We start from the raw sequence: 17,667 nt of genomic DNA on the forward strand, positions 1-17,667 counted from the left end.
TTTTTTTATGCACGTTGTTGTAGAGCCGAGCCCATGCTCGGCTGGCGCAATGCAGCCGAGCATGGGCTCGGCTCTACAGGGAAGTCAGCGCAGGGTCTTCTTCAGCGTTTCCGGATTGCCGTCGTTCGGCGCGGCCGGCACCTGCAGCAGGTGCGCCAGCAGCGGGTAGACGTCGACATTGTCGAAGCCATCGATCACCAGGCCCTGGCGGAACGACGGGCCGCCGGCCACAAACACCGCGCGCATGGAGGGCAGGGCATTGTCGTAGCCATGCGAGCCGCGGTCCTGATGGTCGCGTTTGGCGATTTTCTCCTGATGCAGGGCATCCCAGCCTTCGTCCATGGCGCAGACGATGGCCGGAACCCGCGGATGCGTGCCGTAGTGCCAGCGCGCCGGCAGGTTCTCCTTCTTCCAGCACTCGTAGTGCCCGTGGCGTCCGAGCAGGGCGCGTTCGGCTTCCGCCTCGCGGCCGGCGACCGGCGCAAAACCCACCGACTGGCCCTGGCTGACATTGCGCGCGATGGCCGGATCGGCCATCGATTCAGTGGAGATCACTTGGCCGACCGGGACGCTGGCCATGCCATGGTCAGAGACCACGATCACGTTGGTGGTCGCGGCCAGGCCGCGCTGCTGCAGCCCATCGAGCACCTGGCCGACGATCTGGTCGGCGCGCACGATGGCGTCGGCATACTGCTTCGACTCGGGCCCGTAGTTGTGGCCGGCCTTGTCCACGTGTTCCATGTACAGGGTGGTGAGACGCGGTGCATCGGCGTCGGTCTGTGCAAGCCAGTCGAGCACGATGCCGGCGCGCTGCTCCAGCGGCTCCTTGCCGTCGTAAACGCGCCACTGGCTGGGGCGTACGCCGCGGATTTCCGATTCACTGCCCGGCCATGACGTGGTAGCCGAACGCACGCCGGCATTCTCGGCGCCGACCCAGATCGGTTCGCCGCCCCACCAGCCGCTGGTAGTGACCGCGTCGCGGTTGCTCAGCTCGAACCGGCCCAGTGCTTCGTCGTCCATGCTGTTGTTGACGATGCCGTGGTGGTCCGGGCGCAGGCCGGTGACGATGGTGTAATGGTTGGGGAAGGTCAGTGATGGATAGGACGGGGTCATCCAGCGTGCACGCACGCCGCCGTCGATCAGTCGCTGCAGGTTCGGGGTCAGGCCGCGGTCCAGCGCGTCGGCACGCAGGCCGTCGATGGAGATCAGCAGCAGCTTCTGCGGCGTGGCCGCAGCGACGGGTGTGGGAACGGAGGCGGAAGGGGCGGGCGCGGTGGTGCAGGCGGCCAATGGCAGCAGCATTGCCAGCGCGCAGGTCAGGCGTACGGAAGTCATCCGCGCATGATAAGCCCGTGCAATGACGCGCCCAAGACACGACGCGCTATCGCGCGCCGAGTCCGCGCATTTTTCCTTATCCCCGCACCTGTCGGTGCGCGCCCTTCAACAAGACGGGGGCTTTTCATGTCCCTGCTGCTTCCATCCACGCATGGCGTGGATCCACCGTGTCGACCAAGGTCGACACCTACCAGCAGCCGCGCAGTGCGCCGTCCCGACAGATCGCAGGAATCTGTCGAAGGCGTGGTGGGTCCGGTTGCGGGGGTGTCCGCGGCATGGATGCCGCGGCCAAGCCCCCATGGACGGGTTTACGGCGTCCCCCGCAACTGGACCCACCACGCCATGCCTCGGAATGCTGCTGTTGCTTCGGCCGTTGCGGTTGCCTCTGCGGGTGCCGGGCGCAGCCCGGCCAGCCCTCTCAAGCGAACAGCGGGGCCTGGCGTTGTTCCAGTCGCAGCAGCGCGGCCTTTGTTTCCAGTCCACCGCCGAATCCGGTCAGCGCTCCATTGCTGCCGATCACGCGATGGCAGGGCAGGATGATCGGCAGCGGGTTGCGGCCGTTCGCGGCACCGACCGCGCGGGTCGCACTGGGCTGGCCGAGGTGCTGCGCCAGCTGCAGGTAACTCCAGGTCTGGCCGAACGGAATCAGTGCCAGCGCCCGCCACACCCGCAGCTGGAACGGCGTGCCGCGTGGCGCCAGTTCAAGGTCGAAGCTGCTGCGTTCGCCGTGCAGGAACTGCAGCAGCTGTTCGCGCGCTTCCGGCAGCGCATCCGGTGCGTAGTGCCAGTCATCGCGTCCGCGTGCCGGATGGCGGTTTTCGGGGAAAAGCACGTGTGACAGGCCACGTTCGTCACCGGCGATGGTCAGTACGCCGATCGGGCTGTCGAAACGATCGAACAACAGGGTCATGTCGGTTCTCCAACGAAAGTGCCGGACAAGTGCCACAGGTGCAGCACGGCATACGCGCGCCACGGCCGCCAGGGCTGCGAGCGTGCTTCGGTCGCGCGTTCGCTCAGGCGCTGGCCTTGCGCGTGGCCGAGCACCTGCTGCAGCACAAGATCGCCGGCGGGGAAGGCATCGGGCTGGCCGAGTCCGCGCAGGGCGATGTACCGCGCGGTCCACGGGCCGATGCCGGGCAGTGCCACGCAGCGCGCTACGAATTCTTCCAGCGCCTGGCCGGGACCGAAGTCGAGCTCGCCGCTGGCACAGGCAGCGGCCAGCGCACGCACGGTGGCGGCGCGGCTGCGCGGCAGGCCGATCGATTCCAGCGGCGCCTCAGCCAGCACCTCGGGCGCGGGGAACTGGCGATCGAACTCCGATGGCATGCCCGGCAGGTGTGCGCCATAGGCATCGACCAGGCGCCGGGCGAAGGTGGTGGCCGCGGCCACGCTGACCTGCTGTCCGAGCACGGCGCGTACGCCGACCTCGAAACCATCCCAGCCGCCAGGCACGCGCAGCCCGGGGCGTTCGGCGATGCCACGCGCCAGCAAGGGTTCTTCGCCCAGCGCGGCGTGCACCTGCTGCAGGTCGGCGTCCAGATCGAATACGCGACGCACGCGGCGCACGATGTCCGGAATCAGGCGCGGATCCACCACGCCCAGCTGCAGGCGCAGCTCTGGGCGCTTCGGGTCGGCGGTGACGCGCAGCAGGGTGGGGCGCTCCGGCGTGCCGAGCACGCGCTGGTAGCTGTCTTCGCCGATCAGTTCGATGCCGGGCAGGCTGCGCTTGCGCAGGAAGGCCAGCATGCGCGGGAAATCCAACGGTGGGCGGTACACCAGACGCAGTACCAGGCAGCCGTCATCGGCGGCCAGCGGCTGGTGCTGGCGACGCAGCGCCGTCGGTGCCATGCCGCAGCCCTGCAGGAACGCGGTATTGAATCGACGCAGGCTGTTGTAGCCGGCGGCCAGCGCAACATCGGTCACCGGCAGCGTGGTCTCGGTCAGCAGCTGCTTGGCCAGCAGCAGGCGATGGGTGGCGTGGATCTGTCCCGGCGTCGCGCCCAGATGTTCAACGAACAGGCGCTGCAGTTGGCGCGCGCTGAGGCCGATCTTCTCTGCGAGATCGGCCACCGGCTGGTCCTGCAGGAAACCGCCATGGATCAGCGCGAGGGCGCGCTGCACGGTCTGCCCGGCCAATGCCTGCTGCGCCTGCGGTGCCAGCTCGGGGCGGCAGCGCAGGCACGGGCGGTAGCCGGCGGCGGCGGCCGCAGCGGCGGTCGGGTAGTAGGTGATGTTGCGCGGCTTCGGTGGCGGTGCCGGGCACACGGGGCGGCAATAGATGCCGGTGCTGCGCACGGCGGTGAAGAACACGCCGTCGAAGCGTGCGTCGCGGGCGAGGCGGGCGCGGTCGCAGGCGGCGGTGTCGAGGGCGAGGGCGGTGTCCATGGCGCCAGTCTAGGCGTGTGCGGGTGGGGATACTCGCCACATTCGGACATGGATGCTGAAGGGGGTTCTGGCAGGGCCGCGCCCTGCACCCGCCGAGGCCAGAGCAACAGCAACAGCGGCTTCCCGCGGGAGGGCGGGGCGGGTCCGGTTGCAGGGGACGCTGCAAGTACGTCCTTGTAAACTCGGTCGCGCCATCCATGGCGCTCACGCCCCTGCAACCGGACCCACCCCGCCTTCGACAGGTTCCTGCGATCTGTCGGAAGGGCATCCCGCTCTGGTAGGTGTCGACCTTGGTCGACACGCTTTCCCAAGGGTCAGAAGGGGTTCAGTGCCGCGCGCTGAATGCGCGCCTCGGACGGGTAGACTGTGGTTCTTGCTCACGTGAAGACTGGTTGCCCGATGTCCGCCAAACTCCGCTGGTTGCCCTTGTTGTGCCTGGCCCTGGCGGGCTGCAGTCAGCTGGAGAATCCGGGCAATGTGACGGCTGCCGACAAGGCGGCGCGGGCGCCAGCCAGCGATGGCGAGAACATGGTGTCGATCAATGCCGCCGACGCACCGCCACCACCGGTGCCGCCGCGCAGCCGGGCGGATCGGCCGTGGCCGCAGGCGCAGCTGGAGAATGGCCGCGCCTGGGTCAGCTGCAGCACGGAATATGCGGGCGATGCCGGCGACGGTGTCGAACTGGAAGGCCTGCAGCGCGAGCAGATCACCCAGGCGCTGGCGCCGTGCGCCGAGCGCGGCCTGATGCGCGTGCGCTACGCCGGCAAGATCAATCCGGGCTTCGCCGAGATGATGTGGCGGTTGGCGGTGGTCGCCGACCAGCAGAAGATCCACAAGCGCATCCTCGATCTGGATTCCAGCGGCGGCCAGGTGGAATCGGCGATCGTCGCCGGTGACAGCATCGGTGAATCCGGCTGGACCATCTGGGTGCGCGAAGGCTCGATCTGCCACAGCGCCTGCGTGTTCGTGCTGGCCGCCGGCGACAACCGCCTGCTGTCGGGCAAGGTCGGCATCCACCGCATGATGCGCATCAGCTCCAAGGCCACCTCACGCGCGGAACTCAACCGCGAGCTGCACGAGGTCTACGACAACGTGAAGGACTATCTGCAGCGCAACGGCGTTGCGGTGGGCGTGGCCGACCTGATGATGACCGTGCCCAACCGCAGCCTGCGCCTGCTCACCCCGGACGAGCTGCGTCAGTACGGCCTGGATGGCACCAATGCGGTGCAGGACGATCTGGAACGGATCAAGCAGATGCGCGCCTGTGGCGATGACTTCGTGCAGCGCAAGGACGCATTCCTGATTGCCTTCGACCAGCAGTGCAAGCGCGAAGGCGCCGACATGGAATCGATCAACAGCTGCGGCCAGGCGTTGAAGCAGCGCTTCGGCTTCCCGGATGCGGTATGCCCGGAAGAAAGCCCGCTTTCGGAGATCGATGTGGCAACGCTGCCACCGGCACCGTCGGAGCCGCCGCCGGTGGCCGAGCAGGCGCCAGTGAACACCGCCGCGCCCGCCGCGCAGGCCGATGCGGCAGCGGTGGAGGGCAACGCTCCGGCACGCTGACAGCGTAGTCACCGTGCTGGCGTAGACTGCAGTTCTCTCCAGAAGACCGGTGGTGTCCATGAAGCGCGTGCTCCTGCTGCTGTCCCTGCTGCCCCTGACCGCATTGGCGCAGGCACCTGCGCCGGCCACGCCCGCCCCGGCACCCGCGCGACCGGCCCCGGCCTCGCCGGCGGCTGCGAAACCGGCCACGGCCGGCGCTCCGGCGTTGACCGCCGCGCAGCAGGCACAGGTGCAGAAACAGGATGCGGAAATGGGCGCGGCTGCAGTGAAGGCGGCGCAGCTGGTTGATGCCAACCGCGCCGGCGAATTGTGGGATGGCGCTTCGGCCGTCGCGCGCCGCGCAGTACCAAAGGCCGCCTTCGTCAGCCAGTTGACCACCGAGCGCACGCGCCTGGGTGCGCTGGCCGGCCGCGGCCAGCCGACCATCACCCGGGTCAAGTACAGCGCTGGTGCCGCGGTGCCGGAAGGGCTGTACATCAACGTCAGTTTCCCGACCCGTTTCGCCAACAGCGCACAGCCGGTGCGCGAGCTGGTCTCGTTCCGATTCGACGAGGACAAGGTGTGGCGCCTGGCCGGCTACAGCCTGCGTGCGTCGGCACCCTGAGGAGATGAACGATGGCAACTGAACTGACGATGCTGGCCTGGTCGGTATTGCTGGGCTTCGTCTACATCTTTGCCACCTCCACCGTGGTCACCCGCGAGCGCGGGATGAAGTGGAATGCCTCGGCACGCGATGGCGATGCGAAGCCGGTCAGCGCGCTGGCCGGTCGCCTGCAGCGTGCGCAGGCCAACTTCCTGGAGACGTTCCCGTTCTTCGCCGCCGCCGCCATCGCAGTGGTGGTGGCCGGTCGCGGCAACGATGCCACGGCGCTGGCCGCGCAGGCCTACTTCTGGGCGCGCGTGGTCTATCTGCCGCTGTATGCCGCGGGCGTGCCTTACGTGCGCAGCCTGGTGTGGCTGGTCTCGCTGCTGTCGATCCTGGCGCTGGTGTTCGCGCTGTTGTGACCCGGGCCTGATCCAGATCAAGGCCGCTCAGGTGCGCGGCGCTATGCTGGCCCGGACTGAATCAACGGCGGGAGGCGCGCATGCGCAGGATGGACGTGGTGGTGGTCGGCGCCGGACCGGCGGGTCTGTGCTTCGCGCGCGCGCTGGCCGGCAGCGGCCTGCAGGTCGGGCTGGTCGAAGTTCAACCGCGCCAGGCCCTGGCCGAAGCCGCCTTCGATGGCCGCGAGATCGCGCTGACCCATGCCTCACGGCAGAGCATGGAGCAGCTGGGGCTGTGGCAGCGCCTGCCGCAGGCCGAAGTCGCTGAGCTGCGCGATGCCAAGGTGATGAACGGCGGCTCGCCGTTCGCGCTGACCTTTGCCAGCAGCCAGGTCGATGGCCAGCCGCTGGGCTGGCTGGTACCCAACCATCTGATCCGCCGTGCTGCATGGGATGCCGTGCAGGACCAGGACGGCCTGGAATTGTTCGACGGGCGCAAGGTGCAGGGCGTGCAGGCCGATGCGCAGGGCCACTTGGTCAAACTTGATGACGGCAGCCAACTTCATGCGCGGCTGCTGGTGGCCGCTGACAGTCGCTTCTCCGCCACCCGCCGCATGCTTGGCATCGGTGCGCAGATGCGTGACTTCGGCAAGTCCATGCTGGTGTGCCGCATGCAGGTCGAGCGCGACCATCACCACACTGCCTGGGAATGGTTCGGCTACGGCCGCACCATGGCGTTGCTGCCGCTCAACGAGGGCCAGGCATCAGCAGTGATCACGCTGCCGCCGCGGCAGATTGAAGAACTGCTGGCGATGGATGAGGTGGCCTTCGGTGAAGCCATCAGCGGTTGCTTCGAACACCGCTTGGGCCGCATGCAGCCAGTGGCCACGCCACAGGCGTATCCGCTGGTGGGTGTGTATGCGCACCGTTTTGTCGGCGAGCGTTCGGCGCTGATCGGCGATGCCGCCGTCGGCATGCACCCGGTCACCGCGCATGGCTTCAACCTGGGACTGGCCAGCGCACAGCGGCTGGCGCAGGGCATCGTCGAGCAGCAGCGCCGCGGTGCCGACATCGCCGCGGCCGGCATGCTGGCCAGCTATCAGCGCGGTCATCGGCTGGCATCGCGTCCTTTGTACGAAGCCACCAATGCGATCGCCAGCCTGTACACCGACGATCGCGGTCCGGCGCGGCTGCTGCGGGCAGCCGGCCTGCGCCTGGCGCAGGGCGTGGCACCGTTCAGGCAGCTGATTGCCTCGCACCTGACCCAGCGCGTGGCCTGAACAGATTCAGATCAGCCGGCGGCCAGCACGCGGATCTGGCTGTCGGCGAATTCGACTACCTGGCCTGCGCGGATCTTGCAGGCCTTGCGCAGTTCGACTTCGCCGTCGACCCGCACCTGGCCGTCACTGATGACCATCTTGGCCTCGCCGCCACTGGTGACCAGGTCAGCCAGCTTGAGCAGCTGCTTGAGTTCGACGTAGTCGCCGTCGAGGTCGAATTCGAGAATCTGCATGGAGCGGGGTTCCTGGGAGAGGGGGCGCAGGCCAGTGGCCGTGCCGGAAGAGGCCGCGTATTGTGCGCCAGCGCGGGGCCTGACAGCACGCGTCCGGAAAGCTGTATGCCTCGTTCAGGATCAATGCGGTATGATTCCGCTCTGAGTGAGTGAAATCTCCTCCGACCGAGCAGCGCCAGGGCACGCGATAAGAAGGGCGCCCAAAGCGCGGACCATCACCTTTTTTATCGCACTGCCAGGAAGACGGCAGTGTCTTTGGAGTTCCCCATGTCCCAAGAATCCCAAGCGCCGCTGCAGTTCGCGCAGCTCGGCCTGTCCGAGCCTGTCATGCAGGCAGTCACCGCCATCGGCTACGAAACTCCGTCGCCGATCCAGGCCGCCACCATCCCGGCGATGCTGGAAGGCCGCGATGTGCTGGGCCAGGCCCAGACCGGCACCGGCAAGACCGCAGCGTTCGCGCTGCCGGTACTGTCCAACATCGACCTGCAGCAGATCAAGCCGCAGGCCCTGATCCTGGCACCGACCCGCGAGCTGGCCATCCAGGTCGCCGAGGCGTTCCAGTCCTATTCGTCGAAGATCCCGGGCTTCCGTGTGCTGCCGGTGTACGGCGGCCAGCCGTACGGCCAGCAGCTGTCGGCCCTGCGCCGTGGCGTGCACATCGTGGTCGGTACCCCCGGCCGCGTGATCGATCACCTGGACCGCAGCACCCTGGACCTGTCCGAGCTGAAGACCCTGGTGCTGGACGAAGCCGATGAAATGCTGCGCATGGGCTTCATCGACGACGTCGAAGCCGTGTTGAAGAAGCTGCCGGAGCAGCGCCAGGTGGCCCTGTTCTCGGCCACCATGCCGCCGCAGATCCGTCGCATCGCGCAGACCTACCTGCAGGATCCGGTCGAGGTCACCATCCAGGCCAAGACCACCACTTCGGCCAACATCCGCCAGCGCTACTGGTGGGTGAGCGGCATGCACAAGCTGGACGCGCTGACCCGCATCCTGGAAGTCGAGCCGTTCGACGCGATGATCATCTTCGCGCGTACCAAGGCCGGCACCGAAGAACTGGCCAGCAAGCTGCAGGCCCGTGGCCTGGCCGCTGCCGCCATCAACGGTGACATGCAGCAGGCCCAGCGTGAGCGCACCATCGCCATGCTGAAGGAAGGCAAGCTGGACATCCTGGTCGCCACCGACGTGGCTGCCCGCGGCCTGGACGTGGAGCGCATCAGCCACGTGCTGAACTACGACATCCCGTACGACACTGAAAGCTACGTGCACCGCATCGGCCGTACCGGCCGTGCCGGCCGCAGCGGCGAGGCGATCCTGTTCGCCACCCCGCGCGAGAAGGGCATGCTGCGCCAGATCGAACGCGCCACCCGCCAGCCGATCGAAGAGATGCAGCTGCCGAGCGTGGAAGCGGTCAACGACAACCGCATCAACAAGTTCACCACGCGCATCACCGAGACCCTCGGCGCCGGTGGCCTGGACTTCTACCGCCAGCTGCTGGAGCGCTTCGAGAGCGAGCAGAACGTGCCGGCCATCGAAGTGGCCGCCGCGCTGGCCAAGATGCTGCAGGGTGATACCCCGTTCCTGCTGCAGCCGCCGGTGCGTGCCCCGCGTGAAGAGCGCGCGCCGCGCGAACGCTTCGACCGTGGTGACCGTCCGGAGCGTGGTGATCGCTTCGACCGCAACGAGCGGGGGCCGCGCTTCGAGCGTGGCCCGCGTCGCGATGACGCCGAAGGTGGTTTCGAGCAGCGTCCGCGCCGTGAGGTTCCGCCGCGCGGTGCGCCGGAGCAGGGCATGGAGACCTACCGTATTTCGGTGGGCCACCAGCATGGCGTGAAGCCGGCCAACATCGTCGGCGCCATCGCCAACGAAGCCGGCCTGGAAAGCCGCTTCATCGGCCGCATCGACATCCACGACGACTTCTCGCTGCTGGACCTGCCGGCGCAGATGCCGTCGGACGTGCTGTCGCACCTGCAGAAGGTCTGGGTGTCGGGCCAGCAGCTGCAGATGCGTGCGCTGGCCCCGGGTGAAGACACCAACCCGGCCCCGCGTCCGTTCAAGCCGCGCTTTGACAAGCGCGGTCCGGGTGGCCCGGGTGGCCCGCGTCGTGGCGGCCCGGGCGGCCCGGGTGGCCATGGTGGCGACCGCGGCGGTGATCGCGACAGCCGCCCGCCGCGTCGTGACGGCTTCAAGCCGCGCGGCCCGCGTAGCTTCTAAGCCGCACCCGCAGCCGTCCGCAACAACGCCAGCCTCCGGGCTGGCGTACAGATAAAGGGGACGGAGGGGATTAAGTCGTAAATGGCAGGCCACGCGCTTATGCCGAAAACGACTTAATCCCCTCCGTCCCCTTTTTCGCATGGCCCACACATGGCCGGTCCTAGGCTGGCCGGGTTCCAAGGTAGGTTGTCACCGCAGCACATTCGGGGGGATCCGGGATGGGTAGAAGTGGCACGGACCAGCAGGGCCGGCGGGTACCGATGACCCGTGGGCTGGGACTGCGATTCGCGTTGTTGACGGGCATGGCGATCGGACTGGTCGCACTGTCCGCCCTGATCCAGGAACTGCAGGCGGCCTCCACCGCCTGGATCGCCGGCCAGGGCTACTGGTCGCGTGGTCAGCAGGAAGCCACCGCTGCGCTCAGCCGCTACCTGGCGCGGCGGGATGCCCAGGACCTGAACGACGCACGCCAGGCCCTGCAGGTGCCATTGGGCGATCTGCAGGCGCGGTTGGCGCTGGAACAGGCCGAGCCGGATGAAGCCAAAGCCAGGCAGGGGTTCCTGCAGGGCGGCAACGCACGCGCCGACATTCCACGGCTGGTGTTCTCCTTCCGCCATGCACGTGACATCGGTGCGTTCCGCGAGGCGACCGCCTTGTGGCGGCAGACCGATGGTGACCTGATGGCGGTGCAGCGCCTGGTCGACGAGCTGCAGCTGCGGCATGGCGAAGGCGCTTTGCCTGCGCCTGTCCGTGATCGCTACCTGCAACAGCTGCGTGATCTGGACCGGCGGCTGCAGGTGCAGGCGCAGGCATTTTCGCAAGCGTTGCTGCGCATGGCCACGATGGTGCGGATCGCGACGCTGGTGGTCGGTGGCCTGTCGGTGTTGGCGATCAGCCTGATGGCGGTGGCCCTCGCGCGTCGCGTCGGCAAGGATCTGACCGAGCACGAAAGCCGCTTCCGCGCCGCCTTCTACCAGGCCAACGTCGGCATGCTCAAGCTCGACACCGAAGGCAAGGTGATCGAAGGCAACCAGGCGATGGCCGATATCCTCGACTACCGACGCGACGTGCTGCTGCAGATGTCGCTCGGCGATCTTTTGATGGAAGGCGAACTGGTCATCGATGGCGTCGGCCGCATCGACTGGGACCGGCAGCTGCGGCCGAGTGAACTGCGCTTCTGCCGCCGCGATGGCAGCCTGGTGTGGGGGCGCTGGAGTGGCACCGGCGTGCGCAGCGCGGGAGGTGGCCTGTCGGTGTTTGCGATCATCGAGGATGTCAGCCAGAACCATGCATTGGCACGTGAGATCGAGCATCACGCCAGCCACGATCCGCTGACCGGCCTGATCAACCGTCGCGAGATCGAGCGGCTGCTGGAACGTTCGCTGCTGCAGGTGCGCAGCGAGGGCGGCACGCATTCGCTGTGCTACATCAACCTGGACCACTTCAAGCTGGTCAACGACAGCTTCGGCCACGCCGCCGGTGATCAGATGCTGCGCAGTTTCGCCGACTATCTGGTGGCTGCGGTACGTGACGGCGACTGGGTCGGCCGGCTTGGCGCCGACGAGTTCGCGGTGTTTCTCGCCCATGCCGGGCAGGACGAGGCCAAGCGCGTGCTGCAGCGGGTGATCCGCAACCTGGGCCAGGCCACCTTCCCGATCAGCGAGGGCAGTCCGCAGCTGAGCTGCAGCATCGGCGTGGTGGAAGTCAGTGCCGATGCGCCGGACGTGAACTGGTTGATGAGTGCCGCCGACAGCGCCTGTTATGCAGCCAAGCAGGCCGGGCGCAACCGCGTGCACTGCTTCAACGAAAACCGCATGGCGCTGGAAGAACGGCGGCAGGAGGCCGAGCGCCTGCAGGGCGTCAGCCTGGCGATGGCCGAGAACCGCATGGTGCTGTATGCACAGCGCATCGCCCGCGTGGGTGATCCGTCCTACCTGCATTACGAGGTGCTGGTGCGCATGCGTGGTACCGATGGCAGCCTGCATCTGCCCGGCCAGTTCATGCCCGCGGTGGAGCGCTATGGCATGGCGGTGGCGCTGGATCGTCATGTGCTCGGGCTGCTGTTCCGCCACCTGCAGGTGTGTCCGGCACACGTGCGGCAGCTGGGCCTGTGCAACGTCAACGTGTCCGCGCAGTCGATCGCCGAGCCGGGATTCCTCGCCTTCGTCTGCGACCTGCTCGAGCGCAACCGCGCGCTGGCCTCCAAGTTGTGCTTCGAGATCACCGAGACCGCAGCGATCAGCAACCTCAGCCAGGCCCGCGCTTTCATCGATGCGGTGAAGGCACGGGGGTGCCGGATGGCGCTGGATGACTTCGGCTCTGGTCTGTCTTCCTTCGGCTACCTGCGCCAGCTGCCGGCGGACATCCTGAAGATCGACGGTGCCTTCGTGCGCGACATGGATACCGACCCTGTCAGCCACGCCACGGTGCGTGCGATCAGCGAGCTCGGGCGCGAGCTGCAGATGGAAGTGGTGGCCGAGTGGGTGGAGACCACGGAGGTGGCCGGGGCACTGACCCGCCTCGGCGTACAGGGCCTGCAGGGCTATGCGATCGAGCGCCCGCAGCCGCTGGAGCGGATGACCCTGGCCGATCTGCGCCCGGTGCGGCTGGTCGCGGTGAAGGGGCCGCCGGCGGCGGGCTGAACGGCGCGGCGGCGACTTTGGTCTACACCTGCGGCGCACGTCCGGCTGCGATAATGCGCGCCAGGGGCGACGTGCAGTGGGCGCGGGCGTAAGCGACAACAGGATGTGGCGTGGGCGGCAGGCAGTGGCAGTACGGAACAGGGGCGGTGCTGGTCGTACTGCTGGCGTGGTTGGCGATGCCGTGGCCGCTTCAGGGCGCCGTGGCCGTGTCGGGCCGCGATTATCTGCTGGTGGGAGGCGCCACCGACGAACCAACGCCACATCGGGCATGCACGCCGCAGATGCTGTCCGGCTCCCGCCAGCACGTGCTGGTACCGGCTCCGCCGGAAGGCTGGTCGGGCCAGCCACAGGCGCTGGACGTGTTCAACGTGTTTGCCGGTGAAGTCCGGGTGCAGCACGGTGACCGCGAGATCTGCGGCAACATGCACGACGCGCGCACCCGCGATTCACGTTTCCGGGCCGGCATCGGCCTGGTGGCGGTACCACCGGCCGGCAGCCATGAGCCGTTCCTGGTCTCTTGGCAGACACCGCTGAAGGCACGTTGGGTACCGACCCTGCGGCTGGGCGCGCCCAGCCCGGTGCAGCAGAACGACACCGCCCGACTGCTGATGCGTGCCGCCTGCATCGCCGTGGCGATCGCACTGGCGCTGTCGGCGTTGATGGCCTTCCTGACCACGCGCGATCGCAGCTTCCTGGTCTATGTCGCCGGCACCACAGTGATGGTGCTGTGGCAGGCCATCCTCGGTGGGCTCAGTGGTTACCCGGAACCCTGGCTGCCGGTGGGGGAACATGGCGCGAGGTGGCTGCTGTCGTTGACCGCGGCCTCGCAGGCGCTGGTGCTACCGGCGCTGTGGCGGCTGAACGGAGGCGACCGCGTGCTGCCCCGATCGCGCCCGGCCCAGCTGCTGGTGTTGTGGACCCTGATGGCGCTGGCCGCGCTGGTGCCGTGGCTGCGCTGGGAGCATCTGGCCTGGGTCGCACAGGGCCTGCAGGTGTCCTATCTGTCCGGGTGCGGCCTGGCGCTGCTGGTCGGCATATGGGCACGCTGGCGCGGCGACCGTTGGTCGCAGGCGGGTCTAGCCGCGCTGGCACCGATGCTGGCACTGATCATCGCCGATGCCTGCGGTGCGCAGTGGCTGTTGGAGTACCGGGTGGAGGCGCTGCAGCTGGCGGTGACCTGGTTGTTGATGATGGCGGCCTACGCCCTGAACCAGCGGCTTGGCCGCCTGCGCCAGCAACGTGACGAGTTGCGCCAGCTGGCCGAGACCGATGGCCTGACCGGCCTGCCCAACCGTCGTGCCGGCCTGCAGCAGCTGGGGCGGCATCTGGAGCGTGTCAACCGCGAGGGAGGGCCGCTGGTGATCGGCTTCCTCGACATCGACTTGTTCAAGGACATCAACGACCGCCATGGGCACGCGGTCGGCGACCAGGTGCTGGTGGCCGTCGCGCGGGCTCTGCGCACGGCGGTGCGCAGCCAGGACGAGGTGGTGCGGATGGGCGGCGAGGAGTTCCTGCTGCTGATGCCGGGCATGCCGCGTGAGGCGGCATCGGCGCGGCTGGACCGCCTTCGCCAGCGCATCACCGAGGCCGGCCTGGCGCTGCAGGTAGCGGGGCTGGAGGTGACCGCCAGCATCGGCCTGGCACAGTGGCGGCCGGGCGAGGATGACCTGGCGGCACTGCTGCGGCGGGCCGACCACGCCATGTACGTGGCCAAGCGCGCGGGTCGCAACCGTGTGTTCGACGGTGAAGAGCTCGATCCGCCCGGCCCGGCATGAGGCGCAGCGGGCGGCGATGCCGGATAATAGGGCGATGACCACCCGACTCAACAAACACATCGCCGACACCGGCTTCTGCTCCCGCCGCGAGGCCGATCGCCTGATCGCCGCCCGCCGCGTCACCGTCAACGGTCACCCGGCCGGCACCGGTGCGGTGGTGGGCGAGGAAGACCAGGTGCTGGTTGACGGCCAACCGCTGCGCGCGCGCGTGGCACGCAAGCCCGGCGCCCGCCGCCACGTCTACATCGCGCTGAACAAGCCGGTGGGCGTCACCTGCACGACCGAAACCTCGGTCAAGGGCAACATCGTCGACTTCGTTGGCCACGAACAGCGCATCTTCCCGATCGGGCGCCTGGACAAGGAATCCGAAGGCCTGATCCTGATGACCAGCAACGGCGACATCGTCAACCAGATCCTGCGTGCCGAGAACGGCCACCAGAAGGAGTACCTGGTGGCGGTGAACAAGCCGGTGACCGATGAGTTCCTGCGTGGCATGGCGCGCGGCGTGCGCATCCACGACCAGATGACGCTGCCGTGCAAGACCTCGCGCATCGCCAAGTTCGGTTTCCGCATCATCCTGCAGCAGGGCCTGAACCGGCAGATCCGCCTGATGGCCGCCGAATTCGGCTATCGCGTAACCCAGCTGCGCCGCGTGCGCATCGACAACATCAAGATCGGCGCGCTGAAGCCGGGCCAGTGGCGCAACCTGACCGAGCAGGAACTGCAGGGCCTGCTGCCGAAGCAGCTGGACTGGTAAACGGCATCTGTAGCGCCGAGCCCATGCTCGGCTGCCCTTTTGTCCGGGTGCAGCCGAGCATGGGCTCGGCTCTACATCGGCTAGACTCCGCAGTGACCTGCCGGAATGTGACGCTGCATGATCAAGCCCGACAAGCCTGCCAACGAAGCCCTTCGGCTCGAGGCGCTGTACCGCTACCGGATCCTTGATTCGCAGCGCGAGAAGTCATTCGACGACCTGGTGGCGATCGCCAAGGCGGTCTGCGGTACCTCGATGGCGGCGGTGACCCTGATCGATGTCGAACGGCAGTGGTTCAAGTCGATCCAGGGCATCGACGCGGCAGAGAACCTGCGCAGCGAATCGATGTGTGGCCACGCCATCCTGCAGCCGCAGGAAATCATGGTGGTCGAGGATGCGCTGCAGGACATCCGCTTCCACGACAACCCGGTGGTGACCGGTGACCCGCACATCCGTTTCTACGCCGGTGCGCCACTGATCAGTTCCGATGGCCTGCCACTGGGTACGTTGTGCGTGTTCGATGCACATCCGCAGCAGCTGCCCAGCGACAAGGCCGAGGCACTGGCCGCTCTGTCACGGCAGGTGATGCTGGTGATGGAGCTGCGCCGTTTCGCGCTCGACATCCAGAAGCACATGCTGGAACGCGATGACTACGAGCGCCTGCTGTCGGAGTACCAGGACGTGCTGCTGGCGCAGAATGCCGACCTGGCCGAGCAGAGCCGCACCGATGCGCTGACCGGTCTGCCGAACCGTCGCGCGATGGCGGTGGCACTGGAAGAGGCGGTGGCGGAGATCGATGGGCAACCGGGAGTGGCCTGCGTGGCCCTGCTGGACATCGATCACTTCAAGCACATCAACGATTTCCAGGGACACGCCACCGGCGACCGGGTGCTGGCCGAGCTGGGCGTGCTGCTGCGCTCGCACTTCGCTGGCCGTGGCATGGCGGCGCGCTATGGCGGCGAAGAGTTCGTGGCGGTGATGCCGGGCACTGATCTGCGCACGGCCGAACTGCAATGCGAGTTCCTGCGCCTGGCGGTGGCAGACCTTCCGCTGGGATTCCCGATCACGATCAGTATTGGTGTGGCCCAGCACCAGCCCGGTGAAAGCGTGGATGACACGCTGGCACGCGCCGACAAGGCGCTGTACCGGGCCAAGGGCAACGGCCGCAACCGGGTGGAGCTGGCGGGCTGAAACATCCCGCCCGGTAGATCCACGCCACGCGTGGACGCTGTGGCCGATTCAATACCGTCGCGTCGCACCCCCTGCGACCTTGGCCAGCCAGCATGGCGCATCTGTTCCCACGGATGCCGACCATGCTGCAGACCCTCGCCATCGCCCACTATCGTTCACTGCATGGACTGGTGCTGCCGCTGAAGCCGTTGAATGTGGTTACCGGCGACAACGGCAGTGGCAAATCCAGCCTGTACCGTGCGCTGCGCCTGTTGGCGGAAACCGCCCAGGGCGGGGTGGCGGCGGTGCTGGCCCGCGAAGGGGGGCTTGGTTCGGCGCTGTGGGCCGGCCCCGAATCCATCGATCGCCGGGTTGCGGCCGGCGAGATCCCGCTGCAGGGCGGGCCCCGGCAGGCGTCGGTGGGGCTGAAGCTGGGCTTCACCACCGACGAGTTCGGCTATGCCATCGACCTGGGGTACCCCCCCCCCCAGCCGTTCCGCGTTTGCGCTGGATCCGCAGATCAAGGCCGAGGCGATCTGGGCCGGGCCGTTCCTGCGCAGCGCCAACCTGCTGGTTGATCGTCGTGGGGCGATGGTGCGGCAGCGCCATTCGCGCGGCTGGGATCTGGTCGATGACCGGTTGTCGCTGTTCGACAGCCTGTTCACCCAGGTCGGCGATCCGCAGCGCATGCCGGAAACCATCGCCTTGCGCGAGTACATCCGTCGCTGGCGCTTCTACGACCATTTCCGCAGCGACGCCCATGCCCCGGCGCGACAACCGGCGATGGCCACGCGCACGCCGGTGCTGCATCACGACGGCCGGGATCTGGCGGCGGCCTGGGTGACCATTCTCGAGGTCGGGGATCCGGTCGCGTTGGCTCGCAGCGTCGATGATGCGTTCCCCGGCGCCACGGTCGGCTTCGAAGAGCTGGACGGTCGACTGGCCCTGCGCTTCCACCAGCCGGGGTTGCTGCGGCCGTTGTCGATGGCCGAACTGTCCGACGGCACGCTGCGCTTCCTGCTGCTGGCCGCGGCACTGCACACGCCACGCCCGCCGCCGCTGCTGGTGCTCAACGAGCCGGAGACCAGCCTGCATCCGGACCTGCTGCCGGCGCTGGCGCGGCTGATCATCGCGGCCAGTGCGCGCAGCCATGTGTGGGTGGTCTCACACGCGAGCCGCCTGATCGCAGCACTGGAGCAGGCGCCCGGCTGTCATTCGCTGCACCTGCACAAGGAACAGGGCCGCACGCTGTTGAGTGGGCAGGGCCTGCTGGATGCCCCGGCATGGCACTGGCCGCAGCGTTGATACAGCCATCCACGCCCGGGGTGGACG

The 17,667-nt window shown here is 67.9% G+C and carries 13 protein-coding genes and 1 pseudogene; 10 read left to right on the plus strand and 4 right to left on the minus strand.

Annotation, left to right across the window (positions count from 1 at the left end; translation table 11 throughout):
• Positions 1–84 precede the first annotated feature (84 nt).
• The 3 genes from N5J73_RS01870 to N5J73_RS01880 form a co-directional block, all read right to left on the minus strand.
• A complete protein-coding gene (locus tag N5J73_RS01870; protein ID WP_049446771.1) occupies positions 85–1,335 on the minus strand; it encodes an ectonucleotide pyrophosphatase/phosphodiesterase in 1,251 nt (416 codons plus the stop codon).
• A gap of 418 nt (positions 1,336–1,753) precedes the next feature.
• Positions 1,754–2,245: a methylated-DNA--[protein]-cysteine S-methyltransferase gene (locus N5J73_RS01875; protein WP_049445017.1), complete on the minus strand. Its 492-nt coding sequence runs from the start codon at positions 2,243–2,245 to the stop codon at positions 1,754–1,756.
• Positions 2,242–3,720: a DNA-3-methyladenine glycosylase 2 gene (locus tag N5J73_RS01880; RefSeq protein ID WP_049445020.1), complete on the minus strand. Its 1,479-nt coding sequence runs from the start codon at positions 3,718–3,720 to the stop codon at positions 2,242–2,244. The genes N5J73_RS01875 and N5J73_RS01880 overlap by 4 nt, the downstream gene beginning before the upstream one ends.
• Before the next feature lie 399 nt (positions 3,721–4,119).
• Between N5J73_RS01880 and N5J73_RS01885 the strand changes: the two genes are divergently transcribed.
• The 4 genes from N5J73_RS01885 (at position 4,120) to ubiM (ending at position 7,547) form a co-directional block, all read left to right on the plus strand.
• Entirely contained in the window at positions 4,120–5,283 is a 1,164-nt protein-coding gene (locus N5J73_RS01885) for a hypothetical protein (RefSeq protein ID WP_049445022.1), read from the plus strand.
• Positions 5,284–5,341: 58 nt separating this feature from the next.
• Complete coding sequence (locus N5J73_RS01890) at positions 5,342–5,887, plus strand: DUF4019 domain-containing protein (protein WP_049445024.1); 546 nt, start codon at positions 5,342–5,344, stop codon at positions 5,885–5,887.
• Positions 5,888–5,898: 11 nt separating this feature from the next.
• Positions 5,899–6,288 (plus strand): MAPEG family protein, encoded by a 390-nt coding sequence (locus tag N5J73_RS01895; RefSeq protein ID WP_049445026.1) that lies wholly within the window; start codon positions 5,899–5,901, stop codon positions 6,286–6,288.
• Between the two features lie 80 nt (positions 6,289–6,368).
• Positions 6,369–7,547, plus strand: a complete 1,179-nt coding sequence (gene ubiM / locus N5J73_RS01900) for a 5-demethoxyubiquinol-8 5-hydroxylase UbiM (RefSeq protein WP_049445028.1) — start codon at positions 6,369–6,371, stop codon at positions 7,545–7,547.
• 11 nt (positions 7,548–7,558) lie between these two features.
• Here the strand turns inward: ubiM and N5J73_RS01905 are convergent, their stop codons facing one another.
• Positions 7,559–7,780, minus strand: coding sequence for an RNA-binding S4 domain-containing protein (locus tag N5J73_RS01905; RefSeq protein ID WP_012479588.1), 222 nt, complete (start codon positions 7,778–7,780; stop codon positions 7,559–7,561).
• Positions 7,781–8,047: 267 nt separating this feature from the next.
• Here N5J73_RS01905 and N5J73_RS01910 point away from each other — a divergent pair, with 267 nt between their 5' ends.
• The 6 genes and pseudogenes from N5J73_RS01910 (at position 8,048) to N5J73_RS01935 (ending at position 17,640) form a co-directional block, all read left to right on the plus strand.
• Entirely contained in the window at positions 8,048–9,994 is a 1,947-nt protein-coding gene (locus N5J73_RS01910) for a DEAD/DEAH box helicase (RefSeq protein ID WP_049445032.1), read from the plus strand.
• 218 nt (positions 9,995–10,212) lie between these two features.
• On the plus strand, positions 10,213–12,636 hold the full coding sequence (locus N5J73_RS01915) for an EAL domain-containing protein (protein ID WP_049445034.1): 2,424 nt from the start codon (positions 10,213–10,215) through the stop codon (positions 12,634–12,636).
• A gap of 110 nt (positions 12,637–12,746) precedes the next feature.
• Complete coding sequence (locus tag N5J73_RS01920) at positions 12,747–14,411, plus strand: diguanylate cyclase (RefSeq protein ID WP_049445036.1); 1,665 nt, start codon at positions 12,747–12,749, stop codon at positions 14,409–14,411.
• A gap of 34 nt (positions 14,412–14,445) precedes the next feature.
• Positions 14,446–15,168: a pseudouridine synthase gene (locus N5J73_RS01925; RefSeq protein WP_049445038.1), complete on the plus strand. Its 723-nt coding sequence runs from the start codon at positions 14,446–14,448 to the stop codon at positions 15,166–15,168.
• Between the two features lie 117 nt (positions 15,169–15,285).
• On the plus strand, positions 15,286–16,356 hold the full coding sequence (locus N5J73_RS01930) for a sensor domain-containing diguanylate cyclase (RefSeq protein WP_049445040.1): 1,071 nt from the start codon (positions 15,286–15,288) through the stop codon (positions 16,354–16,356).
• 122 nt (positions 16,357–16,478) lie between these two features.
• A pseudogene (locus tag N5J73_RS01935) lies at positions 16,479–17,640 on the plus strand (AAA family ATPase).
• The last annotated feature ends 27 nt before the right edge of the window (positions 17,641–17,667 follow it).

Origin of the sequence: Stenotrophomonas sp. GD03654 (assembly GCF_029845105.1) — a bacterium.
In the GTDB taxonomy this organism is placed as follows: Bacteria; Pseudomonadota; Gammaproteobacteria; order Xanthomonadales; family Xanthomonadaceae; genus Stenotrophomonas; species Stenotrophomonas africana.